The following is a 24,424-nucleotide window of genomic DNA, read 5'->3' on the forward strand; positions in this document are numbered from 1 at the left end:
GTCAGCTGGGTAAGTGACACTATTCACCCAAATGTGGCGAAACAAGGAGGGTTTAGGGGGAAACATCGTGATGCGTCGTCATGCCGACCAAATCGCATCGCCCAGAGACAGCTCATGTCTGACACTTTTCGCCACGACCTGGCACAACACGCCGCTCAGAGCCTACCACCTCATTCAGTGAACTGCTTTCACGTTTCCACCTCGGCTTACGCCACATATCCGACAGCAAAAGTGCGCCCGCTCTTTCGTCCCTTCGTCCCAAAGTTCGTCCCTTTGCCCCTTAATCATCGCGTCGAACAGGAGGTTTGTGAAGAAAGTCATGGATCGACTTTTCGATTCCGGTCGCAGCGCGGCGCGGAACGCAAAGGCGAATGGGGGCGAAAGCCAGCGCGCGACATCTGCAAGCCCAGATGACGGTGCGAGTACGCAAGTAAAGGGGTATGTGACTATGGCGTTAACTCAAGTTCCTACCAATGACGGCAGCGGGGTCACCCTTGTCACGTCCTCGTTGGATCTGACGAGCGGTGCGGTCTACGGTATCACCGAGGGTGATTTGCAAAGCTTCGACATCGATGCCAACAACGACGGCTGGAATGCGTCCGGCGAAACTGTCGTCGTGAACGGTGTCGAAACAACCATCGTGAACATCTATGCCGTCGACGTCGAGTTGACACTGACAGATGGCACGGTCATCAATTGGGACGTCTATGGCTCCCCGGAGAATGCCCGCGTCCTCGAGTTGGAAAACGGCGATTACCTTTGGTATCTGGCCAGTGTCCCGCCAGAATATCAAAACGCAGTCATCGACACTTTCGAGGTTCAGTCAAGTTGGTTGCTGAGTGTGGATTATCTCGGACACTATACTCCGTACTCGATCGACCTCAGCGACGGCCTCCCTGACGGCATTGTCGAAGGCACTGAAGGCGATGACTTTATTGATGTGAGCTACTTGGGTGACCCCGAGGGCGACATGGTCGACAACAGAGACAACACGGGGGCAGGTGTCGACATCGGAGGCGCCCCGGGATCGCATGACGACCTGATCGAAGCCTATGGCGGCAACGATACCGTCTATGCCGGCCGGGGAAATGACTGGGTCTACGGCGGCGACGGAAATGACACGATTTACGGTGAAAGAGGCGATGACACGCTCTATGGCGAAGCCGGAAATGACACGCTCGATGGCGGTTCCGGCGATGACATTCTCGATGGGGGCACCGGCGATGATGTTCTGACCGGGGGGGCCGGAAACGACACGTTCGTCGTCGGTCCGACGGACTCGGGTCATGACATAATCACCGATTTCAACACCGGGAACTCCGGGCCGATCAACGATGGCGACCAGTCCAACAACGACTTTGTCGATCTGTCCGCCTTTTATAACCAGGAAAACTATGATGCCGCCGTCGCCGCGGGGGACATTGATCCGACTGTCATCAAGAACCCGCGGCAATGGATGCGCGCCGACCAAGACGACGATGGTATCTTAAACGACATCCATGCTTGGGGGGCGGGGAACAGTCTGACCATTGAGAATGGCGGTTCTGCGGTGTCCGGGACCGATCTGACCTGGGACAACACGAATGTCATCTGCTTCGTGTCTGGGACGCTGATCACCACCGCATCTGGACTGGTTCCGGTCCAAGACCTCAGCCCCGACGATCTGGTTTTGACGCGTGACCATGGCTTCCGTCCGGTGCGCTGGATCGGGTCGACCAAACGCCCGGCAACGGGCAAGGTCGCGCCCATTTTGATCCCTGAGGGCACCTTGGGCAACGCGCGCGATCTGATGGTGTCACCGAACCACCGGATGCTGATGAAGGGCGCAGAGGTGGAGCTGCTCGTGGGTCACAGCGAAGTTCTGGTGGCCGCAAAACACCTGCTGGACGGCAAACATGTGCGCCAAGTCGAAGGCGGGACGGTCGAATATTGGCATATCCTGTTCGACGACCATGAAATCATCCTCGCCGAAGGCGCCTGGTCGGAAAGTTTCCACCCGGGCAAAGAGGGATTGGGCACCCTGTGCGAAGACACGCGGGCGGAAATCCTGGAGCTTTTCCCGGAGCTGGACGCGGACCATGCTGATGCCGACAGAACCACGGCCCGCATGGCTTTAAAAAGCCATGAAGCGGCCTTGCTGCGTCCGACCATCGCGCATGGTCACATGGCGCAAGGGGCAGCGTCATGTTGGTGAAAGGGGCTCGTATTCAGTGCGATCGCGATGGCCAAAGCAAAGCGGTTGAGGACTTGGCTGTCGGCGACCGGATTTTCGATCCGGTGCTCAACAGCCGCATCGCGATCGTGGACATTCTGTCCCGCACGATCCGCTTCACCGAAGGAGACCGCTCTTTGCACGCCGCTCTCTGGCCGCTGCGCGTTGGGCCCAGCGCCTTAGGGCCAAACATGCCGCAAGACGTTGTGCATGTTTCTCCGGGGCAAACCGTTTTCTCGGCGGCGGGCAAAGAGAGCCCGAACACACTTGAGCAATGCAGCGCCTTGGAGCTGGCAGAGCAATCGTTTGATGTTCAGACCTGTGTCATGCATGAGGTCGAGTACATTGCGCTCTTTACGGAGCTGCCGCAAATCATGAACGTCAATGGCTTGCTGCTACAGAGTTATTCTTATGTCGCGCTCTACGTGAGCGACGCACAGTGCAATTTGCTCCGACAACGCGGCGGGCACTCTCCGTGGGGTACGCTATGACCGAGCGCACAGATCCCGAGAACCGATATCGTTTGAGTGAAACGGTCAGCGTCGTCAACATCAGTGGCGATCTGCCGGGGCCGGAACATTGGTTATGGAACGCGCCAAGCCATCCCCCGGCCAAGCCCGCTTTTGAGGAGCCTGCGGCATTCCCTGTCACCGCATTCGATCTTTTCGGCCTCGACGATGGTGCAGCCAAGGATGACACCGTGCAAACGCGCCAATCGTCTCGTCGCAGGCGGTGAAGGACAGCGACAGAGCCTTCGTTTCTAAGCCGCTGAAATTCCGGAATTCCTCTCTCTTGCCCCCTTTCACCGGAGAGAGGTCTGCAGGCCAGGACCAACAGCACCCCATCATGCCCCCCAAATAGTGATGAGGTTGCATCGGAGCCCGCTCCGGCCTGGCCTGCTTCATATCAATGGCAATCGATACGCCGCCCAAGGATGTTGCGGTATTTTGTGATCAGGAGGACCATATGGGTTTTACGAGTACGGTCAGAAATCTGAAAAAACGACCTCAACAGGATCATGTGCCGAAAATGATCCGGAAGGTTTGGTTGGCCCGAGACTGTTTTGATGCCGCACATTCAGACCCGATGAAGCGGTCGAAGCAAAATGTGGCGTCTCATGATCGGGAAACCTGTCTGCTGCACGGCTCGGAGCATCTTCAGACCCGCCTGCATCCGTGCCTCCCGGAAATCTCCGGGAACACCCGAGCCATCAGATTGATCCGCCGCGTCTGGTTCAATGTCACCTTCGACGTTGCCCCGTCGATTTTCCTGGAAACCTCTCTTTCAGATCTGGGATGGCAAATCGAACTCTACGACATCTCCTGTGAGGGCTTCGATATTTCTGCGGAAATGAAAAGATGTAACGATTTGGAAGCGCTCGTCATCCCGTGGAAGGCCGTCGGCTTTCTTCAATCCGGACCGGATGCAGCACGGTAGAGAAATCCCCCTCAGCCCCATGTCTCTCAAAGTCTGAAAGATCCCACCTGCCGTCAACTTTGGCGACAGCAACACCGTCTCGTGTCACTCGTATAAGGAAAATTCCATGTCAGCGGTTTCCCGCAAAATCCTCTCCGCCCTCACCCTGATCGGACTTGCCGGTTGTTCCGGCTTTCTGGTGGACTACACGCCGATCTCGCCTGAGACATCCAGGGCCTGGACCGTCACGGCCATCCATGTCGATGTCCCTGAAGACCTGAAGGTCAACACGATCAATATCATGATCCCCAACGAAGATATCGTCTGGTACGGCGATGGCCCGGGAGACAAACGCGCGCAGGTCGCGGAGATCCTCGAAGAGGGCCTCTCCCAAGGCAGCAAAACGCTCAAAGGCCCGGTCCCCGTCGTTTTTGACGTCGAGTTGGTGCAGTTCCATGCGCTGACCCCAAGAGCCTTTCACAGCGCCCCCTCGGGGACGGGCGTGGAAAGCGTCCGCTACAAGATCGAAGTGCGAGATGCCCGAACCGATGCAGTGATCGTCCCGGAGCAGCTGATCGCATCCGACGGCCGCGCGCTCGTCGCGGTAGATGGTGGAGAGGACGGGATCGCCGAACGCAAACGCATCGTGGCGAAGATCGCGGAGACGACCCGAGGTTGGCTTGGTATTGGCCGGGATAATCGCACTGAATTCGAGCGGCTGGGACGATAGCGCCCACACCAGCGCGCTGACCACACGCTCTGTTGGTCGAAAACCTGACCACAGATGGCGCCTCGAAAACGCGGTTGTCCGAGGCGCTTCGGGCGGCGGGTCTGGTCGCCGAGGACCTATGCTGTTCCAATACAACATCTTTCCTGAGACCCGCGATGCGATGGCGCAGGCGGGCCTCAGGCTCCATGCGCTCGCGAAGTGGCAAGACATTCGCGAGCGCATGATCGTTTTACCGCAGCCGAGCGTGACATGATCGCCGAACTGGTGATCGTGCCATGAGCCCCTTCCTGACCCTCGAGGGAAAGTGGGCCCTCGTCACCTCCGGTACACGCGCTGCCAGAGGCGACAACCGCCTATGCCGCCGCAAAGGCGGCCCTGTCCACCTACAGCAAAAGCCTGTCGAAGCAGGTCTCGCCAAAGGGTGTGCGAGTGGTCCGGGTCTCTCCGGGCTGGATCGAAACTGAGTCCTCCGTCGAGCTGGCCAAACGCCTCGCGACGGAGCACGGAGTTGACGTGGAAGCGGGTAAGCGCATGATCATGGACTCGCTGGGCGGGGTGCCGATCGGGCGTCCGTCAAAACCTGGCGAAATCGCGAATCTGGTCGCCTTTCTCGCGTCGGACCGCGCGGGGACCATAACAGGCACTGAATACGTGATCGATGGCGGAACCGTGCCGACAGCGTGATCACCCTGACCGCCCCGCCCCAGCTCCGGCACCGTACCAAAGGCCCTGCGAGTAGACCAAGGATGCTGAGGGCAGCGGTGCTCGCCCACTCAAAGATGGAGGGGATTGTGCGCCACCTTGACGTCCAACATCAAAGCTGCGCGCGCCATCTTGGAAGAGCTGGAACTCTAGGGCGTCGGGACGGTCGGGAACGGTCGGCCCGAAGCGGATTTTCGGGTAAAATGTAGAGAATGACCGCTCTCGTCTACGAGCGGAACGCACCGGATTCAGTGAACCACAACCCGCTTTTTGCGCCTCACCAGGCCCGGGCCCGCTTCTCCGGGGGCAGCCACATCGGATCACCTTCGACTATGCCATAAGTCTCATAGAATGCGTCCACATGCTGGAGCGCCGCGACCGACCGGTAGTAGTCTGGCGCATGGCCATCGTTGGTGACGATGGTATGCAAGAACTGATCCGTCTGCTTCGACGCCCAGAACTGCGCCCAGCCGACAAAGCAGCGCTCGGCAGGTGACATGCCGTCGATCTCGACGTTTTCCTCCGGGTGCTCTTCGAGGTAGACCTTCAGCGCCTCGTAGCCGAGGGTGATGCCGCCCACGTCGGCCATGTTCTCGCCCACGCCGAGCGCGCCGTTGATGTTGAGGCCCGGAAGCACTTCGAAAGTGTCGGCCTGTTCGACCAGCTTCTTCGCCTCGACGATAAAGGCCTCGGTGTCTTCGGGGGTCCACCAGTCGCGCAGGTTGCCCGTCGCGTCATACTGGCGTCCGCTGAAGTCGAAGCCGTGGGTCATCTCGTGCCCAATAACCGCGCCGATCCGGCAGAACTTCAACGGCGCGTCCATGTCGGGCGAGAGGGCCGGTGCCATGGTGATTGCGGCCGTGATTTCGAACCCGTTGATCTGCGGTGTGTAGGCCGCATTCATCGCGATCGGCAGGGTCGATTCACCGTTGAACTCCTCGTGTTCGGGCGGGCGGGTCAAATTGTCGATGGTGCGCTCCATCTCGAAGCGACCGAGGGCGATCATGTTGGCCACCGGGTCGGGGCCGATCTCGACGCCGCTGTAGTCGATCCAATTGTCCGGGTAGCCGACCTTGTAATAGAAACTGTCGACCTTGCTTAGTGCTTCGGCCTTGGTGGGGTCGGACAGCCATGGGCTGGTCTCGATCCGGTGGCGAAAGACGGCCTTGATCCGCTCAACCATGTCGAGCACGTCTTCCTTCGTGCCGTCAGGATAGAACTGGTCGACGAAGACCTTGCTGGCCGGGTGCCCCATCTTCTCTTTCAGGAGATCATAGACCTGTTCGGAACGAGATAGATCCGGGCGCGCGCCGACCAAGGCCTCGAAGAGATCGAGCTTCGGTTCGCGAAGGGCCGTGTCGAGAAAGGGCGCATAGTTCTGCACGATCCGGTAGGCCATGTAATCCTTCAGATCATTCAGGGGCGTCTCACGCAGAACCTCGGACAAGCGGGGCAGCGCGCGGGGTTGGAACATGACGAATTCGTCGGGCTGCTCGAAGCCGACCATCTCCAGATAGAGCGGGATGTCGATCTCGGGCACCTGGGCGGCGGCTTCGTCGAAGGGCAATTTGGCGGAACGCATCTTTGGGTCCTTGAACTCTTCAGGTGTCAGGAAACCGCTGTAGAGCGCCGTTTCAATGGCGATCGAGTTGTCAGCGATCCGCAGGGCGTCTTCCGATGTGTAGCCCGCAATCTCCATCAGTTTACGGATGGAATCATGATAAGGGATCAGCGCGCTGTCGCCCGGTTCGGCGCGCAGAAGCTCAAGGAAGTGACGGTCGATCCCGAAGGCCTGACCGACCGCGTAAAGGGCGAACTTGCCGCTGTCCTCCGGATCCTGCCCCGGACCGAACATGGCGAACAGGCCCGGACCTGCCGTTGCCGCCTGTGACGCCATGAAAGGCGTGATATCGGACAATGAGGAGATCGCGTCGATTTCGTCCAGCATCGGCCTGATCGGATCTATCCCCGCCGCGTCGATCGCCTCGACATCCATGAAGGCGTTGTAGAAATCACCAACTTGCTGGGCGGGGGACCCTTTTGGCTGATCGCCTGCGGATTTGCCTGCCTCGGCGGCGGCGAGGGCGACCTGCTTGGTCAACCGGTCGTTCATGATGGTGAAGATACCGTAGGTGGGAAACCGTGCCGGACGCTCGACTCGATCCATCCATCCGCCTGCCGCATAGCGATAGAAGTCCTGACGGGGATCGGCGCTGCGATCCATATTCTCGACCGAGAAGGCCAGCTCATCTGGCGTCGGGGCGAGCAGTGTTTCCTGTGCCTGCCCAGGGGCGGCAAGTGCGCAAAGCGCGGCGGTGGTCAAAAGCGAACGGATCATCGGGGTCTCCCTGGTCACTCTGAGGCATTGGTTTCCGGCGGTCGGCGACGAGGTGGAACACTGCCGTCACCGCAAATGCAGGCTTTCTGAACGTCATGGCGCCAATCTCGCCGTCTTACGCTGTAGTCCGCTCTTGAAACTGCCTCGCCGACCAAAGGGCGTATTTTGGTCTGGTCTTTTTTCGATGCGTCTGAATTGTGACGCGATCCAACGTCAGACAGCTATCCGCCAAAGAGGATCGCATCCGGGAGTTCGTAACGTTCTGTTCCGTTGATCGAGATGATGTTCAGATCGCCCGTGCGGTCCTGAAACACCTGCATGCCCGGATCGCTGCCAACCAGCCGCCCTTCGCGAAAATCGAGGTAACGTTCCCCGCCCGACGGGAGCGCCACCCACACGCTGGCCGTCCCGCCAGACCCGCGAGAGACGCGGAAGGTACAGGTCGCCATCGGTTGCCCGACCGCCAATGCGCAGGGGATCATGCCAGAGGCCTCGCGATTAGGTGTGGACGCGGTCGCCGCCTCTCTTAGGTAGCGGCCCGCTGCCCACCCCCTCAGGGGTTGATCGCCCGGCATCTCAATCTCGCACCATTTCGTCTGGCCGTTCATGCGGCAGCCAAGGTTGCGAACCCGGTCGCCGTTGCCCAGTTGACCGACCACCGGGTTCGAAGTTCCCGGTCCGGAGCGGACGTTCAAGAGATCGCCCCCCGCCACGCCAGCAACGGACCACCAGTCCGGCCCTCCGGCCAGACCGTCGGCATAGTCGCTCGACGCAGTATGGGCTGGCGCTGCGCCGCCGATGCCGATGTTCAAGGTGAAATCTGCGGTTTCGTTCCGCCGGGCCGCGCTTCGCATCAGATAGACCCTGATGCGATAATCTCCATCCGCCGGTAATGCACCGGAGAAGCTGTTACCGCTGGTCGACCCGATGAAGATCGCCGCTGGATCGGTGCCGCGCATGACGTTGAAATAGGCCGACGGGTTTGTCGGCGCGAAATCCACTGTCATGACCTGACCGGCCCGAGCGCCAAGGATGTAGTCGACGATCTGCGACCCTTCGATCCGGCTTTGAATTGTCGTACCACTGGTGCCCGAGGCAAAGGACACCCGTTGCTCCGATATCGGTTGAGCAGCACCAATTGACGGTGCCACCAAGGCGAAGATAATCAGAAAAAATGTCGAAAGTTTCATGTGAACCTGCCCTCTGATAGTCCAGAACGTTGGAGCTGGCCCACGACGCAACCTTCACTCGGGCCAACAGCAGTCTTGTTCGCACGGTATCATGGTTTCATGGATTTACCTAACGAGAACCTTTAGTCGCGGTGTGTCATGCCCGGGGGGAGCTCTGGAACTCGGTCCGACGGAGGTGCCAGAGCCATTCATCCAGCGCCAGAATGGGACACTTCGCAGCCTGAACGCGCAGGACAGGCGCTGATCGCATTCCGTCTGCACATCAGTCCTGTTTTTTTGCGCATAGGGATAAGGTCGCGCTACGGCGGCAGAGGCAACAATAGCCCCGGCAATCATAACGCCTGCAACGCCAGTGGCCCTCATCGTTCTCAAACAGAAATTGTCATGTTGGCAATTAAGCGCACCCCGGTATATTTGCGTCCATATCCGCGAGAGAGCGGGACGTTGCATTTAAAATCTAGGGGCGAAATGATCGTATTTTCCGCTCAGTGTGAAATTTTATTGGAACGGAAAAGGGTTTGGACACAGACCTATTGTCCGGCACCGTCTCCTCAGGCGATGGATACCCTGCTTCGCGCACGACTTGACTCTATCGGCGGGCAGCTGCTGTTTATGAGCACGCCTGAAGCCGTCGGCATAGAGGCTCTTAAATTTAATCCAGAACACACGGCAATCAATGGAATATGGATCGATGTGTTGGATCGGGCAGACGGTGCCACAACATTGGCTGGACACTGGCTGGGCTTCGAAGACGAGCATCTATCCGTCTCTCCTTTGGATTCACAGTTTGGCGTGTATCCAACACGATCTATACCACCTGAATTGAGCGAAGCGCTCTCTTGCGAGCCCCTCCATCTCTATGGCTTAATATGCGCTCGAAAGGTCGATAATCTGGACCTGCGCTTGAGCCGTGGCTCCACACCGGCCTTATGCCTATACGAAGGTGAGCAGCGCGAAAAATTCGCAAAATCTGCACCATGGCTGGTCGCTCTCGCAGAGGACGACGCGTTTACACGTTCGCTGTTTACAGATGCGCCCGACAAGCCCTCATTCACCAGCTTGTGGCGCAAAGACCCTGTCGTAATTTTACGCAGTTCGCTCGAGATCGGTGATCTTGCCCGCCACCTGAAAAGGTTTGTCCGGTTGCAGGATGATAGCGGGGATTGGCATTACTTGCGATACTGGGAAAGCGATGCCTTCAGCGCCTTCGTCGATTGGCTACATTGCAACCCGTCTTTTTTGCGCAAATTTCTGACGACATCTAACGGCGAAGATCAGACCATTGATAAAATTGCGATTCCAGACAGCAACAGGTCCAGTTGTCGCGTCATAACTTACCCGCGCACAGCCCCCTCAGCGCAGGCGGCAACGCCGATTATTGACAGCAATCTCAAAGCGCGACTGGCCCAGGTCAACCGCGTGCGCAGTTTTCGCACCTGCTGCGACTATCTCCATAAAGTACTGCATCGCCGGACCCCTGAACGAAGCGGATTGGATGCAATCTCAGAAAACTATATGCGCGCTGCCTGGGTCGAAAGTTATGGTCTCGGGATGACGAGCGAGCTTGGCCGATGTCGTCTCGCTGTCGCGATGACGAGACTGGGGCACAGGTTCCTGGATGATCCCAAATACATGAGTGTTGGACTGTCACGACATGCGTTAAAACATGACACAACGGGTGAGACGTTGTTCGATACCTTGAAAGAGATCGAGCCTGTCTTGTTCAATCTGGACAGGGTACGCATGCGCGAGATGATCGACGATGGTGCTTTTGCAAGTTTTGCAGCTCTGGAACACTGGTTGCGACATAACGATGGGCGCGCGATGAACCTCTGGGGCGACAGCTTCGATGATATTGTTCGCGCGACGCTGAATGCCTCTGTCGAGGAACCAAGTACAATAAGTGCTTTCTTCGCTTACGTTTACGGTGCGGGATACATGAGCGACCCTTTGCTTGAACCGGAATTTTTGCAAGACCTCCAACGCGTTTAGTTTTAAACAGAGGTTGTTACCGAGTGTGCCGCCATTTAACGAGAAAGGTCTTCTTCATGGAAGATGAACTGGTAGACCCCGCAGACGATCCGGAGACCGAGCTTTCTCCGGTCCCGGAAGGCACCGAGGGGATGTGTCCCGGCCCGGTTGTGTTTCCGCTTGCCGAAGGGGCTGACGCGGACGGTTGGTCGGATTTGTTCGGTTACCCTGGCGAGCATGAGACAGGGTCGATTTCGCTGGGCCGACTGATGCAAAGTCAGGACCCCGAAATGCAGTTTATTTTCGACGTCTACGACGAGCTTGTTCGCCAGAAAGGCGGCGAAGACAGTGATGCCGCGATGGATTGGCTCACCAACTTCTTTCCACCCCGTCCCGAAGTTGGTGACCGCAGAACTCATTATTGCGTGCTGGTCTTTGAAAGCGAGGGATTGGAAATCATCCGGGGATCAGGCTGGTTTACCGATAGCCCCGACAACACCCGCCTGGAGACACCGGGTCTGATGGATGATGCCATCTATGAGATCAAGGTGTCGATGAGCCTTCAGGTCGATGTCGTCGCGCGATGGGGGCGGCACACCCGCGAGATCAACCCGATCGGCGACGCCGCAGGCGTGGCGCGTTCCATTATTCGCTTTGTAGATGAGGCTGCCCGGCACCGAGAGAACCGCCTCGCCGATTTGTTCGCGTTGAATATCGTTTCGGTCTTTATGGGAGTTGGCATCGGGACTGCTGCGCTGCGTGTTGCAACAACCGTCGGAGCACGTCTGGCAGCCTCCGCCGTGATCCTGTTCGAGACATCGCAGGGGGTGGAATACATCACGGGATATATGGGCGGGCGGCGCAGTGGCTATAATCCGCTGCGCGAAACCTTCCGGTATCTTGGGCGGACGAGCAATGGGCGTTCTGGCGAACAGACAGGAGAGATCGTGTTCAATACACTGAACATCGTGATCGGCTTCGGCGGCAGGGTCGGGCTTTTGGCGGGTGGGCTTTATGCGACAAGATCGGCCATTCCGACGTCTTGCACCCCGGCAGAGGGCGACATCGATATCATTGATGCCGAAAGCATCCCCCTTGAGGCGCAGTCTCGATAGTCATGGCAAAGTTGAATGTTCTTAGAAACGGCTCTGTCCGCTCGACCGCCAACGGTGCGACGTTCCGCCGGTTGACCGGTATCGCTGCGCGCCTGCGTAAAGGTTATTCCGTTGAAATCGCGCCCTATCCCTCTTCGTCCGGCAAATGGCTGGTGCGCGTCGTCGCTCCGACACGCGGCTCCACTCAGGGGATGACCACAGTCGACAGCTATTACGAGGTTATCGCCCGCAATCAGGCCGAAGCCGAGCGTTTCATCAAGACCGACGGTTTGTGGGGCGGCGCATTGGCGGAACGGGTGTCCAAGACGATCGGTGATATGGGGGAGGCGCATTTTGTCTCCCGTTTGCGAGGGGCCGGGATTTTTGACTCGATCTGGGGCAAGCAAGTGCGTTTCACTGACGTGCACCAGTTCCAAAACGCATCGGGCCACGGCGTCGATGCAATTGCCCGTGTTGCCCATGCGGCACCCCCGCCGCCCCCGAATGTCGGCGACTTCGTTGCGTTCGAGATCAAATCGACACTGGGGGTCCGAGGTCGCCCTCCCAGCATCGGCACAAGTCAAAAAACACCGACGCCGTTGGACTATGTAAGGGGCCGCTTGGAGCGGGCAGGCGGGGCCCCTAACTACCCAAATCCTAGTAAGGCTGACCGAAGATTTCTTAGAGCCGCTATAGCTGCTGCTCATGGTGGTGGTGCGGGTTTTCATCTTCGCAAAGGTGAGGTTGTCATGGACCATGCCGGCAATCTATCTTCGGCGGGCGGTCGGCCGGCAATTGCAACAAAAACCTGGTAGGACATATGACACTCGAACCCAAATATACCGTTGCGGAATTGCGCGGCTTTCGCGCTGGAACACACCGCCAATCCGCTCAAAGGGCCTTGAAAATTGAGCTTATGGATCTTGAAGACTTCACCTCCCAAGAAGACGATGACCTAGGCATCGCTCTAGTTAACTTGGAGGGCGCAATTGTGTGGCAGAGCCGCGTGGCGCTGGATGACTATTTGTTCGCGCAGGACGATATTGCCGATCTTCTCCCGCCCGATTTTCAAGTCGCCCGCATGGCATTTGCCCTGCGCCTGACACGATGCCGTGATTGGCTTCATTTCCGTCCTGAGCTGGGACCGGACATGGCCGCAGTTGGCGGCTGTATCGTGGATCTGATTGCCATCGGACAAGCGGCCAATGCCGCGGAACTGTACGAGGTGTCGCGTCAGGTTCTAGAAGAGACCGGCTATGGTTGGCAGGTTTTCTGGCGCAATCGGAGAGGAACCAAGCCCGAGATTCCGGATGAGGAATTTCCCACGCAAAAGCTACTGCCATTTGCGCATGAGCTGATCGCGGCACAAGCGGGCGAAGAGATCGATTGGGAGGCGCTGTTTCTCGAAACCGAGCCCGGATACATCGCCGCCGCGCGCAGCGTGATGTCCACAGATATGGCCAAGGTGAAAGCCGCGGTTGACGCGTTGTGTGATCTCCACATCACGTTCACGACACCGAACCCTGATGGCAATCTCCGGGCCTTGGAGGGATATGAGATCGACACATGGCATCACATGCTATGGCCAACCACGGTATTTGCCTATTTACGTGTCCGGCAGGCCCATGGCCTTGAACTGCCAGCACTGGATCACCCTTTGCTGCGCCAGACCATGGGACAATTCCCTCCCCGCCCGTTCAAAACGCAGGAGCTGCCTGAGTGGTACCTAAACGCGCTCGAAGCGCTGGGCAAGGCTGACCCCAGCCTTTCAGACCTTCGGGCTTTAGTCACGCGTGAGAATACCCTATGATTCTGAGTATTTTGGAGGTGAGGTGCCTCTAGATTTGTAGGCACGCTTCCAGTTTCCTTTGAACAAGCTAGCTCATATTTCACCCCCTAGGCGTGTTATGTAAAATAGCCCCCAGCACATCAGCAAACCTTTCCCCTTTCATATGCCCGGACATATCCGCTGGTGCATCTGATCGTCGGAATTCCCTCCCAGTCAAGACGCCGGGCAAGATGGATCGCGGCCACATTTTCCAGATCGGCCATTTGGCCCAGCGTGATGTATGAAGCCTCAAATCGCTTGATGCTGGCTTTGGTTATATAGAACCTCTGAAAATTCGTATCCGGGTTGCGGCGCCGAATTTGCGTCAAATAGCCTCCGTCCCTAAGCCTGCGCACTGCCACAACATTGAGCTTCAGATAACTGGCAGTCTCACACAGGGAGAGGTCCCGCGACAGCAAGACCTGTCTTTTTCCCAGTACCGCGTGGGACGCGATCTCCAGGGCGAGCAGACCCCTTCCTTCACCACGCCGAACGTCCCCCTCCAATCCACCGCCGTAGAATTCCTCAATGAGTTGAGGAAGGGCGAACCTTTGGGAACGACAAAACTCGCGAAGCGGCATAAAGTCCCCGGCCCCTGCCTCCTTCGGCAACAAAGCAACGCGTGCGAGCAAAGCCGCAACATCGGCGCGGTTCACATAGCGTAATGCCGAATTGATGCGGATCGCTCTTAACACCCCCAAAGCATGGAGCTGCTTAACATGCTCTCGCCCCACGCCAAGAGCCTCTCCTGCCTCTGACAAGTTCATATGCCCTGCCCAACATCAATGCGTACATCTGTTCTTCTCAGGGCGACGTCCTCGCTCTCGCCCTTCATATGTCCCAACAGTTTCTTCAAGAACGTCACACCGAAACCGGACCGCAACCGCGCCTCCTCCATAGTGAGCCAGATCTCTCTCTCAGGCCGCTCTCCGAACACCTCCTTGTCGAGCGGCACCGGATAAGTTTGAAAGATATGCACCCGGGTCAGCGGGATGAGACTTTTCAGCGCGGGCTCTTCCCGCATCTCCCAGAGCCATTCATAAAAGGATCCCAAATCCGCAGTGTAGTAAGGCCGCTCGGACTTGCTCTGCCGACGTAACTGCAACAAAGCCTGAACATAATTCTCCGGCCCATAGCGCAGCGCCGCAAAGCCAAGCTCGCAAAGATGTCGTTCATCTTCCATCGTCAATTCAGGAAGCGCCAGTTTCATTCGCCCCGACAGCGCCGCCCCCAGAGTCAGGCTGGCGCGATAGAGATGCGTCAAATCAAAATTTTGTAGCCAGTCATCGGCCCCACTGCCGGCCCAAATGCGCGTCCGCGCATAGGTTTCAAATTGCGTCGCATGTAAGAGATCCGGTTTCTCTGCGGCTCGGGCAACAGTTTCAAAATGCTTGATGACCTGCCGCGCAAAATCATAGGTCACATGCGAATGTCCGGCCGACGGCAAAGTGATCAAAGCACAACCATGCTTTTCACATCGACCAAGGCAACGCACCGACCACTCCAAGAGCTGGTACAGCCCAGCCACCCCATGGGTTTCCCATGCCTCCATCACGCATTGCGGACAAAGAGCAGTCGTTGTCTTTCGAAACACCCCCGTCGTCGCGGTTGTCCGGCCAATCTCGTAATGTCCATTGAGGATTTTACGCGCAGCCCCTTGGCGCAGATCATCCAACGCAAAACCTGTTAGCCAGGACAAGCGCTTCAATTGCTCGTCATAACCTGAACACAGTTGCGGCCAGCGCATGCCCAGGTCAGTCGACAAATCTCTCGCAGTTGTTTCATAGAGCTGTGCGGTCCGACTGACATAGCCCGAGGGTGTCTCCCCCTTGAGCAGGGGGAGAGTGGGTATGAGATGAGCACCCATCATTGATCCTCGGCACCCGGGTCATCGCCGAAAATGAGACGCGGATTGATGCGTGCAAAATCCTCGGCAATAAATGGGTTCATCGCGTCGATGGCAGCGTTGCGGTCGTGATAAACATCCGCAAAATGCTGAATGCCCAGCTTTGCCTCCGTTCCCTCTGAGAACAGCGCTTTTGTCACCGCTTGCACCGTGATTTCCGCCATGAGACCAAACTGATAATCCGCTGCATGTATCAATCTTTGAGCAAAGAACTCATTGCGTACAGAAGCCAGCGCCTCGATCTCAGCCCGGGCCGCATATTTCTGGACAATATTGAGAACCGGGGCCACATCACGAATGCCATGCAACCGCCCGATTTCGACGGGGTAAAGGCGGCGTGCCAACTGCGGGTCCTGATTCACGATCTTCTTGAGGTCGGGCATACCAGAAAGGATCAAGCCCGTAGGCCATACCGAGTTTTCCATCAAGGACTTGAGCGTATTCACAACCGACTGGCGTTCTTTATCCGTCTGATGGCGTGCCAAATCCTGTGCCCCGTCAAGGCCGAGAAACAAGGTTCCACGGAGCTTGAGCTGTACTTTGACCTGATCCCATATCGCGGGCCCTTGCTTATCCCCTGAATACGGATAACCGAGCGCCCGCAACGTCGATGCCCCGACGTGTTTCATCGTCGCCGGACTGGGCACCTGCAAACCAATATATTCACAGATTTCCTGTGTCGGGTCCGTACGTAAGACCCCGCTATACTTACGCGTGAGCTCACGGATCGCCGTTGTTTTTCCGCTGCCCGATTGGCCTACCAACATCAGACCACGCGTATTACTCGTAACCCCGTCTGTCATATCCGCCCGCCGCTGCTCAATCAACTCGCCAAGGCGCTCGTCCAGAGCCCGGAAGGATGGCGTCGGCACATAGAGAGCTCGCAGCCCCTGTACAAGTTTTCGCACTTTCGGAGAGTGCGCAGGTTTAGAGGTCGTTGTCGTCATTGTCGTTTTCCTCATTTAGTATGTCAGGATTGGTATTCGGCTGGTCGTCATCGAGTTCGTCACTAAAGGACCAGAACTCGACAGGCGGCTTGGACGGATCGTCCAGAACTGGCCGTTCTTCCCGCAAAGGTTCAGGAATGTAGGGGATTTCATCGGACAGAAATCCGATGATCTCAGGGGCACCGCTCTGATCCTGCAACAAAGGACCCGCTTCAGGGTCCCGCCCGAGCGACAGCCCCCAAAAGGTTTCGCGCTGCGCACGCCGGATCTGGTCCTGCGTCAACTTGATTGAGCCGAGCTGGCGCATTGCGCATTGCTCCGCGTCGATCTCCTTGATGCGTTTGATTGCGCGGTCCACCACGCCTTGGGTCAGGGATGCTGCATTCCGGTTGTTCTGCCGAAGTTCAAAAATCGCACGTTCCCAAGAGGCAAATGATACCCCCTCCAAACCGTCGATCTGGGCGGCCAATGTCGACCAACCACTCTCATTTCCCCGCTCCAGCCAAACGGAGATGTGGCCCATGTCCTCCGGGTCGATACGGATATCGACCGTCTGCTGGCCATACTTCTGAACATGCCTGGCAAGACGGTCAGAATGATAGTTCACCCCATTGACCAGCACGCCATGCCGCCCAGTTTCGCGCGAGAAATGCACACCCAAAATATGCCTGAGCTTGTGATTGCTCATCGCAGGGGACCAGCCGAATTCCGCAATCAGCCGATCCCACATAAGGTTGGGGGTCGCATACTCCAGCTTGCGGTGCTTGCGGTTGTGATACACATCAACCACAAAGCGCACCAAAAGCTCGACGATGCTCTCTGCAGTGTGCACCGCATATTTTTCCGACGGGTAATCTCCCCGCTCCTGCGGGTTCGAAAACGTTCGTCCGGTTAGATAGGGCATCAACAGTGTCGCAAGAGAACCAAACACACGCTCCACACGCCCCCGAAGCTTGGGGATACCTGCCGGGAGCACAGAGTAATCAATTCCCAAGTCCGCAAGCGCCGCCTTGAACTCGACATTCACAAAGGCCGGGCCATTGTCGACAGCAACATGATAGAGATGGCCGTGCTGACGCCACGCAGTTTCGCATTTCAACTGACGCGCAAGCTGGGTCTTGTCGCGCATCGCCATCCACAGCACCGCTTTCGCATCGTCTGCCGACGGGGCGGTGGAGAGTTTCAGGCCCAATATGCTGCGCGTGGCCGTATCGAATGCAACGCAGACCCAATACCGCCCCACCTGCACATCACGCAGGCTGTCTTGGGTGATATCGACAGCGGCCTTTTTCAGGATCGCCATCAAGTCAAGTTCCCACTCGTCCATCTCGATGCGGAGCAGAGGGGCTTGCAGTTTGATCCCTCCCCCATGAGCACCGAGCTTGTTCTGGGCAAAGGCAACACCTTTGCGAGCGGCCAGAACCTCGAATTTGTCCAGATCAGAAATCCGGCGTTCAATCGTACTCTTGGAAACCTCGGACAAGGGGGCCTCCCCTGCCAGCGCTCGCACGCGGTTCTTGCTGCGCACCTCCGCATTTACCGCGTCATGGACCTGTGCCGGAAAAATCTCATTGGGATGCAGATAAGCCTCTAGTTCGCGCTGAATGATCGCTTCGACCTCGGCATGAACCCGTTTGGCATTCTTGCCGTTGAAGGTCGACTTTTTGACAAAGCCCATCGGATCTTTTGATTTTTGCCACTCGCGTAGCATTTCCATCGCGGCAGTACGCCCCGGTGCCCGGCGGATTTCCACACTGTCGAAAGCCGCGCCAGGCGTCGCCTTCTTCAAGCCTGCCTTCAGTTTTTCGGTGACGCGTTTCTCGAGTTCAGGACGAAATTCCGCCCAACGTTCCGCAGACCGATTGAACCAGCCCTCCTCTTCTGCCTCTTCCATGACGATGCACCAGCATTCTTTCCAGAAAGCTTCGAGCTGTGTTTTGAGCGGAAGGCGAGAGAGCAACGCCCTCCCTGCCCGCGCGCGGCGTGCAACCTGACGGCTTTCAAATTAGCCGTATTCTATGGAGAAACTGCCTGCATCGATGAGTTCTGCCAATTCCTGATGGGTCAATGAAATCGGCGCTGAGCGCCCATGCAGCGGTGCGATCTGAATAAACAGATCGCTGACTTTATGGACAATCTGGATTTCTCCCCCCGCGACGATGGCATCGCAGGGGGTGACATTGATCTGGCGTGCCCAGTCTTTCATGACAGCCCCTTTCTTTTTGAAACAATGGTGTTGAGTGTGATGCGCTCACTGGTATTGGCCTGAAGCTCGCCAGCGTAGATCGCACGAAACACGGACCGAAAACCGCGAGCCGCCAAACCTGTCGGCTTGATGAGTTCACAGATTGCTATGTCGCAGGAGAGCTTCTTGATTTGCTCCGCGATGATCCGATCAGCCTCATCATCCGAACAGCGCCGGAAGAAGTTCAGAAGCTCTGCATTCTGCACTTCGATCCGGTGCCGGTTTCGCTCTGTGACCAAGCAGACCCGATCCGCAAAGCCGATCGGCAGATCGCGCCGGATCGCGATCAAGGTCGCACTAAACTTCAGCCTCTCGACTAATTCTTCGGGCTTAACCGCGATGGCTGCGCGGCTACCGTCTCGGAATTCCTTAAGGAAGTCGAAACGATGAGTACGCCGCCGCCCGTCAACGTCCGTATAGCTGACCGGCGTCGGCTGATCGTGCAGGTTCCACAGGTCGGGTTCGGCCTTCGTTATTTTGATTGTAGTTGCATACGAGCATTCAACAGAAAGGCAGCAACAAAAGCGAGAAGAAGAGGCGCTGACCTATTGGTGTCGCGCTCTCGCGAAAAGCGTTGGGATGAGACAAGTCGAATTGCATGACTTCCTCGCGACGCGTTGTCCGGCGAGCTTCCTTTGCGAAAATTTGGGGTCACCTTGGCAAATTTCATCCACACCATCATGTGGCCATGGCGGATGTGTTCCGGAAGCCGACCAATAAGAGCAACCAAATTTCAGCTGAGTGGTTAGCTTTACCTCGCCCCTCCCGAGTTCACCTAGGAGCCGCAGCAAAGACGCTGACCGCGTCCCGTCTGCACATCATTCCTGATTTCTCGCGAATGGGGATAAGGTCGCGCTTGGCGGGAGAGCTGGATTTCGGCGATTTGGGTCACGAAACTGACGATCAGGTCGTTATCAAATGACGTCCAATATTTGGTAAGTGGCGGACCGAGGAGGATTCGAACCCCCGACCCCTTGATTCGTAGTCAAGTACTCTATCCAGCTGAGCTATCGGTCCACTGGAGGCGGGGAATACATATAAGCTCGGAGGGGCGCAAGAGGCATTTGTCAGAAAAATGAAAAAACATTCGTCAAATGCATTTCCCGCTCATCGTGCAGGCGCTTGTTCCTTTTCTCGCGAGGCCACCCCACGCTGGGAATATCCCTTCGGCAGGTGGATGGCGAAGGCCGTACCGCTCTCGTCGGAGCGTTCCAGTACAAGCTGGCCGCCGTGACCGCGCACCAATTCGGCGGAGATCGCGAGGCCGAGGCCGAAGCCGCCTTTGCGCGTGCCGCCTTGGAACGGCTGGAACAGGTATTCGCGGGCGCGCGGCGGCAGGCCGGGTCCTGTGTCGATCACGGAGAGCACCCATTCGTCCTCATCCTCGCGGCCCGCAACGGAAATCTCACCATGATCGCCGGTCGCCATGATCGCCTGACGGGCGTTGCGCACCAGATTGGAGAGCACGCGGTGCATCTGTTCGGGATCGGCGCGCACGACCATGGTGGCGGGGATGTCTTCGGAGAAGGACAGATCGAAATCGCCGATGGAAAGTCGCTCGCCTTCGATCACCTCGCCCACAAGTTCGGCCAGACGCACGCCGGTGAGCGTTGGCGCAGGCTCCTCGGCCTTGCCGAAGGCCAGCGTGGTTTCACAGAGGTTCACGGCGCGCTGGATCGAATTGACGAGCTTTGGCGCGGAACGGGTCACGGCGGGGTCTTGGGACATTTCCAGCCGGTCGGTGAACAGCTGGGCCGTGGTCAGGATGTTGCGCAGATCGTGCGAGACTTTGGCGACCGCGCCGCCAAGCTGGGCAAGACGTTCTTTTTGCCGCAAAGAGGCCGTCAACTCGGTCTCCATGACCTTGAGCGCCACTTCGGCTTCTCGCAGTTCTGCGACCTTGGCGGAGGGGGTGATGATGCGGCGGGCGTCTTCGGGCGCTTGCGTGTAAGACGTCATCGCCCCCACCACGCGTTTGATCGGCCGCACCAAAAGCGCGCGCACCGCGAGGAACAACAGGAACGCCGTGATGAAAGAGATCACCGCCGACAGGATCAAAATCCGCACCCCGTAATCAATCATCGCCATGCGCAGGGGCGCGGTCGGCAGCGTCACCTCGATCAAAAGCCCCGCCTGTTTGACCGGATCGCCAATCACCCGGATCACGCGCTCCTCGGGATCGAAAAGCGTCACCATGGCATCGCGGATCAGCTCAAAGGCTGTGGCCTCGCGCAGATCGTAGGTGGCGTGAATTTGGTCCGGGATCGGCGAGGACAGGACCAGTTGGCGAATCTCATTGCGGCGCAGCACGACGTTATAGACACCCGCATTCGCCAAAAGCTCGTCTTCGAGGTCCATATCGAGGCTGTCATTGGCCAAGAGCGCCAGAGAGGCAATCTGGGCGCGTTCCAGACGCGACAGAAGGAAATCTTCGCGAAAACGTGCGACAGAGGGCATGAAAATCATCACCTCGGCGGCCATCACGAAAATGACTGTCAGGATCAGAAAGCGCCCGGACAGGGTGTTGATGAAACGCGGTAACGTCATGGCTCCTCTTCGCCGCATGGGGCCGCCCGTCAGGGCACAAGTCTCTGAATTGTCTTGACGATCGCCTTGACCTTGCGGCTGTCGAACAGTCTTGGGGTAAAATAGGCACTCACGGCGCGTTTGTTAAGTTCGGCCAATGTGGGATAAGGCGCGACCATCCCCGCGATTTTGCTCATCTTGAGTTTGAGCGAGCAAACGAGCGACCAGAATGCAATCAATTCGCCCGCGTCCGGCCCCACGATGGTGACGCCGACGGGGCGGGATTTGACCACCATGAGTTTGATGAAACCGGGACCAGACCGCGCGGTCGCAATCGCGCGATCATTGCCGGAAACCTCGGCGCGGACGATTTCCAGCTTATCTTGGTAAGCTTCACGGGCCTGCGCCTCGGTCAACCCGACCTGCGCCAGTTCGGGACTTGTGTAGGTGGCGTGCGGGATGTGATGCGTTGCGGCCTTCGCAGGCAGCCCGAACAAAAGCGCGCGCACGATGACGCCAGCCTGATAGCCCGCCACATGGGTGAATTGCATCCCGCCCGCCACGACATCGCCGATGGCATAGACCCGGCGATTGGAGGTGCGCAGGTTGGACCCGACTTTGATGCCGGTCTTGCTGCGATCCACATCGGCGTGTTGCAGGCCCAGATCGTCGCAATTCGCGCGCCGTCCTGTGGCGACCAAGAGATGCGAGCCTGTGACGGTCTGCCCATCCGACAGGCCGACCGAAATCGCACCATCCGCACCGGACACACGCTCAGCCCTTGTGCCTTCGATCAGGGTCACGCCTTCGTCTCGCAGCGCGGCTTTGACGATCTCGGCGGCCTCCGGGTCCTCCCGGCCCAGCGCGTCAAACGCTTCGATCACCGTCACTTTCGCCCCCAGACGCCGATGCGCCTGCGCCATTTCCATGCCGATCGCGCCGCCGCCGAGGATGATGAGATGATCGGGACAGGCCGTCAGCGACCAGAGCGTTTCATTGGTGAGATAGGGCACGGAGGCGAGGCCCTCGATCTCCGGCACACGCGGGCTTGAACCGGTAGCGATGACAAAGCGACGGGCCTTGATGGTCACACCGCCCGCCTCCACCGTCTTGGGCGAAATAAACCGCGCCTCGGCTCGGATGACTTTGCATCCCAGGCCCTCAAACCGTTCCTGACTGTCGTGCGGGGCGATGGTGGCGATGCTTTGGCGGACATGCGCCATGGCGTCCGGGTAGCTCATGCCAGCACCTGCGGCATGCAAGAGCGCCTTTGACGGCACGCAGCCGGTGTTAAGGCAATCGCCGCCCATCTCGCCCTTTTCAATCAGAACAACTCGCGCGCCCATCTGAACCGCACCGGCCGCGACGGACAACCCGCCCGAGCCCGCGCCGATCACACAGATATCCGTCTTGAGTTTGCTCATGTCGCCTCCTTGCGCTCCCGCCAAGCCTTCCACAAAATCGGCAAAAGCGCGAGCAGGCAAAGCCCGAGCAGCGGGAAAAGGATATGTGGCTCAAAGATGATGCCGAGATTCGGCGTCTCGCCTGTCTCGAACACAATGCCAAGCCCCGCCCCCACAGACGTGTAAACCAATGCGCCCGGAATGATGCCCAGCGCGGTCGAGATCACGAAACGCGAGAAGGGCACGCCGAATAGTGCGGGCAGGAGATTGGCGACGAAGAACGGCACCACGGGCAGGAAGCGGATCAGTAAGAGCATCGACCATTGGTTCTCGTCGATGCCGCGTTTGATCTTGTGAATGCGCCCCTCCGAGGCGTCGATCTTGCCCGCCAGCCAATCGCCAAGCCCCCAGCGTGCGGCGAGGAAGAGGATGGAGGCACCAAGGACAGCGCCGGACATGTTATACAGCACGCCGGGAAACGTGCCGAACAGAAAGCCGCCGGTCAGCGTCGCCACTGTCGCCCCCGGAAGCGACAGCGCCACGATCACAGTATAGCAAAAGATGAAGAGAAGGACGGCCAGACCGGCATGACGCTCGGTATACGCCACCAGCATCGCGCGATTCTCGGAGAGCGCCTCGAAACTCAGGTGATCGCGCAGCAGGACGGCCAGACCGAGGGCCAGACAGGCCAAGAGGCCCAAAATCCAGACATGACGTTTATCGGCTTTATCCTGCACGTGTGCCCCTGTAGAGATGCGATTTGCGGCAAGATGGGGCGTGATCACGCCTGTGGCCAGCATTTTGCAGCCTCTTCACGGCTCAGTGATAGGCTGTCATGAGATTTCGGCGCCGCAAGGCCCATTGTTACAGAATTTTGTTTTCGAATTCTGGCGCATGAGAATTGACAACAGACCGAAGGCCTCCTATTGGCAGGGCTTCGAACGATTACTCGCCTTCGAATCCCTTTGTCATGCCACGCGGTCTCTTGGCCACCCGGTTTGATGTTTGGGGGATTTGGGCCCCAACGCAACCGATGGAGATAGCGCGATGAAACGCACCTATCAACCGAGCAACCTCGTCCGCAAGCGCCGCCACGGCTTCCGTGCGCGTATGGCCACCAAAGCGGGCCGCAAGGTTCTGAACGCTCGCCGTGCTCGCGGCCGCAAGTCCCTGTCCGCGTAATTCACGCTTTCGGGACGGCCTGAACAGGCAAAGCTGATGACACCGCCGAACGCACCCAAGGATCAGGCACATGCCGACGCCAACGGGTCGCAGTCGGCGGTTTTGTCATGTTCGAATGATGAAATTACCCTGACCACTCTGGCCAAACGCAACGACTTTCTCAAAGCCGCCCGGGCCCGTCGCCAGGGCACGGCAAGCTTTCTATTGCAGGGGCGGAGACGTTCTGAGGACGAAGACGTCAGCGGCATTCGTGTCGGCTACACCTGTTCCAAAAAGGTCGGCAATGCCGTCGCCCGCAACCACGCCAAACGACGCCTGCGCGAAGCGGCGCGTCTCTTGATCCCGGACCTGGGGCGTGACGGTTGGGATTATGTGCTGATCGGCAAAAAGAGCGACACGAGCGAGCGGCCTTTCGAGCTTTTGCTCAATGACCTCCGATATGCGTTGAAAAAAGTGCATGGCGAGACGAAAGGAGAGCGCGAATGACGCCTCTGGCCTTTGTCGTCTCCCTGCCCGTCCGCGCCTATCGCCGCATTTTTTCGCCCTTCGTCGGGCACAATTGCCGGTATCAGCCGACCTGCTCGGCTTACGCGATGGAAGCGCTGGAAAAACACGGCGCCCTCAAAGGCTCCTGGCTGACCATCCGCCGCATCGGGCGGTGTCACCCGCTGGGTGGCATGGGCTATGACCCGGTGCCGGAGCCTAAAGGATCCGAACGCCACAAGGAGTAGGGC

At 58.1% G+C, this 24,424-nt stretch carries 25 protein-coding genes and 1 tRNA gene; 14 read left to right on the forward strand and 12 right to left on the reverse strand.

Annotated features, from left to right (window positions below; genetic code table 11):
- The first annotated feature begins 448 nt into the window (after positions 1–448).
- From LC094_RS21630 to LC094_RS19270, 7 genes are all read left to right on the forward strand, one after another.
- Positions 449–2,194: a Hint domain-containing protein gene (locus LC094_RS21630; protein WP_264186592.1), complete on the forward strand. Its 1,746-nt coding sequence runs from the start codon at positions 449–451 to the stop codon at positions 2,192–2,194.
- Positions 2,185–2,703 carry a Hint domain-containing protein gene (locus tag LC094_RS19250; RefSeq protein WP_226554420.1) on the forward strand — a complete coding sequence of 173 codons (519 nt, stop codon included), beginning with the start codon at positions 2,185–2,187 and terminating at the stop codon, positions 2,701–2,703. The genes LC094_RS21630 and LC094_RS19250 overlap by 10 nt, the downstream gene beginning before the upstream one ends.
- On the forward strand, positions 2,700–2,948 hold the full coding sequence (locus tag LC094_RS19255) for a hypothetical protein (RefSeq protein ID WP_226554421.1): 249 nt from the start codon (positions 2,700–2,702) through the stop codon (positions 2,946–2,948). The genes LC094_RS19250 and LC094_RS19255 overlap by 4 nt, the downstream gene beginning before the upstream one ends.
- Before the next feature lie 230 nt (positions 2,949–3,178).
- Positions 3,179–3,649, forward strand: coding sequence for a hypothetical protein (locus LC094_RS19260; protein WP_226554422.1), 471 nt, complete (start codon positions 3,179–3,181; stop codon positions 3,647–3,649).
- A gap of 106 nt (positions 3,650–3,755) precedes the next feature.
- Positions 3,756–4,358 carry a DUF6778 family protein gene (locus LC094_RS19265; protein WP_226554423.1) on the forward strand — a complete coding sequence of 201 codons (603 nt, stop codon included), beginning with the start codon at positions 3,756–3,758 and terminating at the stop codon, positions 4,356–4,358.
- Between the two features lie 118 nt (positions 4,359–4,476).
- Positions 4,477–4,611 (forward strand): hypothetical protein, encoded by a 135-nt coding sequence (locus tag LC094_RS21635; protein ID WP_264186593.1) that lies wholly within the window; start codon positions 4,477–4,479, stop codon positions 4,609–4,611.
- A gap of 80 nt (positions 4,612–4,691) precedes the next feature.
- Entirely contained in the window at positions 4,692–5,042 is a 351-nt protein-coding gene (locus LC094_RS19270; RefSeq protein ID WP_226554482.1) for an SDR family oxidoreductase, read from the forward strand.
- 295 nt (positions 5,043–5,337) lie between these two features.
- Here the strand turns inward: LC094_RS19270 and LC094_RS19275 are convergent, their stop codons facing one another.
- Together LC094_RS19275 and LC094_RS19280 are read right to left on the reverse strand one after the other, a co-directional pair.
- Complete coding sequence (locus tag LC094_RS19275) at positions 5,338–7,398, reverse strand: M13 family metallopeptidase (RefSeq protein WP_226554424.1); 2,061 nt, start codon at positions 7,396–7,398, stop codon at positions 5,338–5,340.
- 221 nt (positions 7,399–7,619) lie between these two features.
- Complete coding sequence (locus LC094_RS19280) at positions 7,620–8,504, reverse strand: SH3 domain-containing protein (protein ID WP_226554425.1); 885 nt, start codon at positions 8,502–8,504, stop codon at positions 7,620–7,622.
- Between the two features lie 552 nt (positions 8,505–9,056).
- Between LC094_RS19280 and LC094_RS19285 the strand changes: the two genes are divergently transcribed.
- Genes LC094_RS19285 through LC094_RS19300 form a run of 4 tightly spaced genes read left to right on the forward strand, consistent with a single transcriptional unit; the run spans position 9,057 to position 13,463 of the window.
- Positions 9,057–10,580 (forward strand): DUF4123 domain-containing protein, encoded by a 1,524-nt coding sequence (locus LC094_RS19285; protein ID WP_226554426.1) that lies wholly within the window; start codon positions 9,057–9,059, stop codon positions 10,578–10,580.
- Between the two features lie 56 nt (positions 10,581–10,636).
- Entirely contained in the window at positions 10,637–11,674 is a 1,038-nt protein-coding gene (locus LC094_RS19290) for a hypothetical protein (protein ID WP_226554427.1), read from the forward strand.
- 2 nt (positions 11,675–11,676) lie between these two features.
- On the forward strand, positions 11,677–12,468 hold the full coding sequence (locus LC094_RS19295) for a hypothetical protein (RefSeq protein WP_226554428.1): 792 nt from the start codon (positions 11,677–11,679) through the stop codon (positions 12,466–12,468).
- Between the two features lie 5 nt (positions 12,469–12,473).
- Positions 12,474–13,463: a hypothetical protein gene (locus LC094_RS19300; protein ID WP_226554429.1), complete on the forward strand. Its 990-nt coding sequence runs from the start codon at positions 12,474–12,476 to the stop codon at positions 13,461–13,463.
- A 119-nt stretch (positions 13,464–13,582) separates the two neighbouring features.
- On the opposite strand, the gene LC094_RS19305 is transcribed toward LC094_RS19300, so the two are convergent.
- The 10 genes from LC094_RS19305 to LC094_RS19350 form a co-directional block, all read right to left on the reverse strand.
- Complete coding sequence (locus LC094_RS19305; protein ID WP_226554430.1) at positions 13,583–14,248, reverse strand: hypothetical protein; 666 nt, start codon at positions 14,246–14,248, stop codon at positions 13,583–13,585.
- Entirely contained in the window at positions 14,245–15,348 is a 1,104-nt protein-coding gene (locus LC094_RS19310) for a TniQ family protein (protein WP_226554431.1), read from the reverse strand. Before LC094_RS19310 ends, LC094_RS19305 begins: the two co-directional genes overlap by 4 nt.
- Complete coding sequence (locus tag LC094_RS19315) at positions 15,348–16,334, reverse strand: TniB family NTP-binding protein (RefSeq protein WP_226554432.1); 987 nt, start codon at positions 16,332–16,334, stop codon at positions 15,348–15,350. The genes LC094_RS19310 and LC094_RS19315 overlap by 1 nt, the downstream gene beginning before the upstream one ends.
- Positions 16,315–18,294 carry a transposase family protein gene (locus LC094_RS19320; protein ID WP_226554433.1) on the reverse strand — a complete coding sequence of 660 codons (1,980 nt, stop codon included), beginning with the start codon at positions 18,292–18,294 and terminating at the stop codon, positions 16,315–16,317. The genes LC094_RS19315 and LC094_RS19320 overlap by 20 nt, the downstream gene beginning before the upstream one ends.
- Before the next feature lie 45 nt (positions 18,295–18,339).
- Positions 18,340–18,540 carry a hypothetical protein gene (locus tag LC094_RS19325; RefSeq protein ID WP_226554434.1) on the reverse strand — a complete coding sequence of 67 codons (201 nt, stop codon included), beginning with the start codon at positions 18,538–18,540 and terminating at the stop codon, positions 18,340–18,342.
- Positions 18,537–18,869: a hypothetical protein gene (locus tag LC094_RS19330; RefSeq protein ID WP_226554435.1), complete on the reverse strand. Its 333-nt coding sequence runs from the start codon at positions 18,867–18,869 to the stop codon at positions 18,537–18,539. Before LC094_RS19330 ends, LC094_RS19325 begins: the two co-directional genes overlap by 4 nt.
- Before the next feature lie 650 nt (positions 18,870–19,519).
- A tRNA-Arg gene (locus tag LC094_RS19335) sits at positions 19,520–19,596 on the reverse strand.
- A 90-nt stretch (positions 19,597–19,686) separates the two neighbouring features.
- Positions 19,687–21,126 (reverse strand): sensor histidine kinase, encoded by a 1,440-nt coding sequence (locus tag LC094_RS19340; RefSeq protein WP_226554436.1) that lies wholly within the window; start codon positions 21,124–21,126, stop codon positions 19,687–19,689.
- Positions 21,127–21,155: 29 nt separating this feature from the next.
- Positions 21,156–22,529 carry a dihydrolipoyl dehydrogenase family protein gene (locus LC094_RS19345; protein WP_226554437.1) on the reverse strand — a complete coding sequence of 458 codons (1,374 nt, stop codon included), beginning with the start codon at positions 22,527–22,529 and terminating at the stop codon, positions 21,156–21,158.
- Positions 22,526–23,245 carry a TVP38/TMEM64 family protein gene (locus tag LC094_RS19350; protein ID WP_226554438.1) on the reverse strand — a complete coding sequence of 240 codons (720 nt, stop codon included), beginning with the start codon at positions 23,243–23,245 and terminating at the stop codon, positions 22,526–22,528. The genes LC094_RS19345 and LC094_RS19350 overlap by 4 nt, the downstream gene beginning before the upstream one ends.
- A gap of 310 nt (positions 23,246–23,555) precedes the next feature.
- On the opposite strand from LC094_RS19350, the gene rpmH reads away from it, so the two are divergent.
- The 3 genes from rpmH to yidD are packed head-to-tail and all read left to right on the forward strand — an operon-like array spanning position 23,556 to position 24,421.
- On the forward strand, positions 23,556–23,690 hold the full coding sequence (gene rpmH, locus LC094_RS19355; protein ID WP_043868490.1) for a 50S ribosomal protein L34: 135 nt from the start codon (positions 23,556–23,558) through the stop codon (positions 23,688–23,690).
- Positions 23,691–23,726: 36 nt separating this feature from the next.
- Entirely contained in the window at positions 23,727–24,176 is a 450-nt protein-coding gene (gene rnpA, locus LC094_RS19360; protein ID WP_226554439.1) for a ribonuclease P protein component, read from the forward strand.
- A complete protein-coding gene (gene yidD, locus LC094_RS19365; protein WP_226554440.1) occupies positions 24,173–24,421 on the forward strand; it encodes a membrane protein insertion efficiency factor YidD in 249 nt (82 codons plus the stop codon). The genes rnpA and yidD overlap by 4 nt, the downstream gene beginning before the upstream one ends.
- Positions 24,422–24,424: the final 3 nt, after the last annotated feature.

This window comes from Celeribacter naphthalenivorans (assembly GCF_020524585.1).
Lineage (GTDB): Bacteria > Pseudomonadota > Alphaproteobacteria > Rhodobacterales > Rhodobacteraceae > Celeribacter > Celeribacter naphthalenivorans.

Coding starts and splice junctions, on each gene's coding strand:
- LC094_RS21630 (WP_264186592.1), top strand. CDS start 449: ATGGCGTTAACTCAAGTTCCTACCAATGACGGCAGCGGGGTCACCCTT.
- LC094_RS19250 (WP_226554420.1), top strand. CDS start 2,185: ATGTTGGTGAAAGGGGCTCGTATTCAGTGCGATCGCGATGGCCAAAGC.
- LC094_RS19255 (WP_226554421.1), top strand. CDS start 2,700: ATGACCGAGCGCACAGATCCCGAGAACCGATATCGTTTGAGTGAAACG.
- LC094_RS19260 (WP_226554422.1), top strand. CDS start 3,179: ATGGGTTTTACGAGTACGGTCAGAAATCTGAAAAAACGACCTCAACAG.
- LC094_RS19265 (WP_226554423.1), top strand. CDS start 3,756: ATGTCAGCGGTTTCCCGCAAAATCCTCTCCGCCCTCACCCTGATCGGA.
- LC094_RS21635 (WP_264186593.1), top strand. CDS start 4,477: ATGCTGTTCCAATACAACATCTTTCCTGAGACCCGCGATGCGATGGCG.
- LC094_RS19275 (WP_226554424.1), bottom strand. CDS start 7,398: ATGATCCGTTCGCTTTTGACCACCGCCGCGCTTTGCGCACTTGCCGCC.
- LC094_RS19285 (WP_226554426.1), top strand. CDS start 9,057: ATGATCGTATTTTCCGCTCAGTGTGAAATTTTATTGGAACGGAAAAGG.
- LC094_RS19290 (WP_226554427.1), top strand. CDS start 10,637: ATGGAAGATGAACTGGTAGACCCCGCAGACGATCCGGAGACCGAGCTT.
- LC094_RS19295 (WP_226554428.1), top strand. CDS start 11,677: ATGGCAAAGTTGAATGTTCTTAGAAACGGCTCTGTCCGCTCGACCGCC.
- LC094_RS19300 (WP_226554429.1), top strand. CDS start 12,474: ATGACACTCGAACCCAAATATACCGTTGCGGAATTGCGCGGCTTTCGC.
- LC094_RS19305 (WP_226554430.1), bottom strand. CDS start 14,248: ATGAACTTGTCAGAGGCAGGAGAGGCTCTTGGCGTGGGGCGAGAGCAT.
- LC094_RS19310 (WP_226554431.1), bottom strand. CDS start 15,348: ATGGGTGCTCATCTCATACCCACTCTCCCCCTGCTCAAGGGGGAGACA.
- LC094_RS19315 (WP_226554432.1), bottom strand. CDS start 16,334: ATGACGACAACGACCTCTAAACCTGCGCACTCTCCGAAAGTGCGAAAA.
- LC094_RS19325 (WP_226554434.1), bottom strand. CDS start 18,540: ATGAAAGACTGGGCACGCCAGATCAATGTCACCCCCTGCGATGCCATC.
- LC094_RS19340 (WP_226554436.1), bottom strand. CDS start 21,126: ATGACGTTACCGCGTTTCATCAACACCCTGTCCGGGCGCTTTCTGATC.
- LC094_RS19345 (WP_226554437.1), bottom strand. CDS start 22,529: ATGAGCAAACTCAAGACGGATATCTGTGTGATCGGCGCGGGCTCGGGC.
- rpmH (WP_043868490.1), top strand. CDS start 23,556: ATGAAACGCACCTATCAACCGAGCAACCTCGTCCGCAAGCGCCGCCAC.
- rnpA (WP_226554439.1), top strand. CDS start 23,727: ATGACACCGCCGAACGCACCCAAGGATCAGGCACATGCCGACGCCAAC.
- yidD (WP_226554440.1), top strand. CDS start 24,173: ATGACGCCTCTGGCCTTTGTCGTCTCCCTGCCCGTCCGCGCCTATCGC.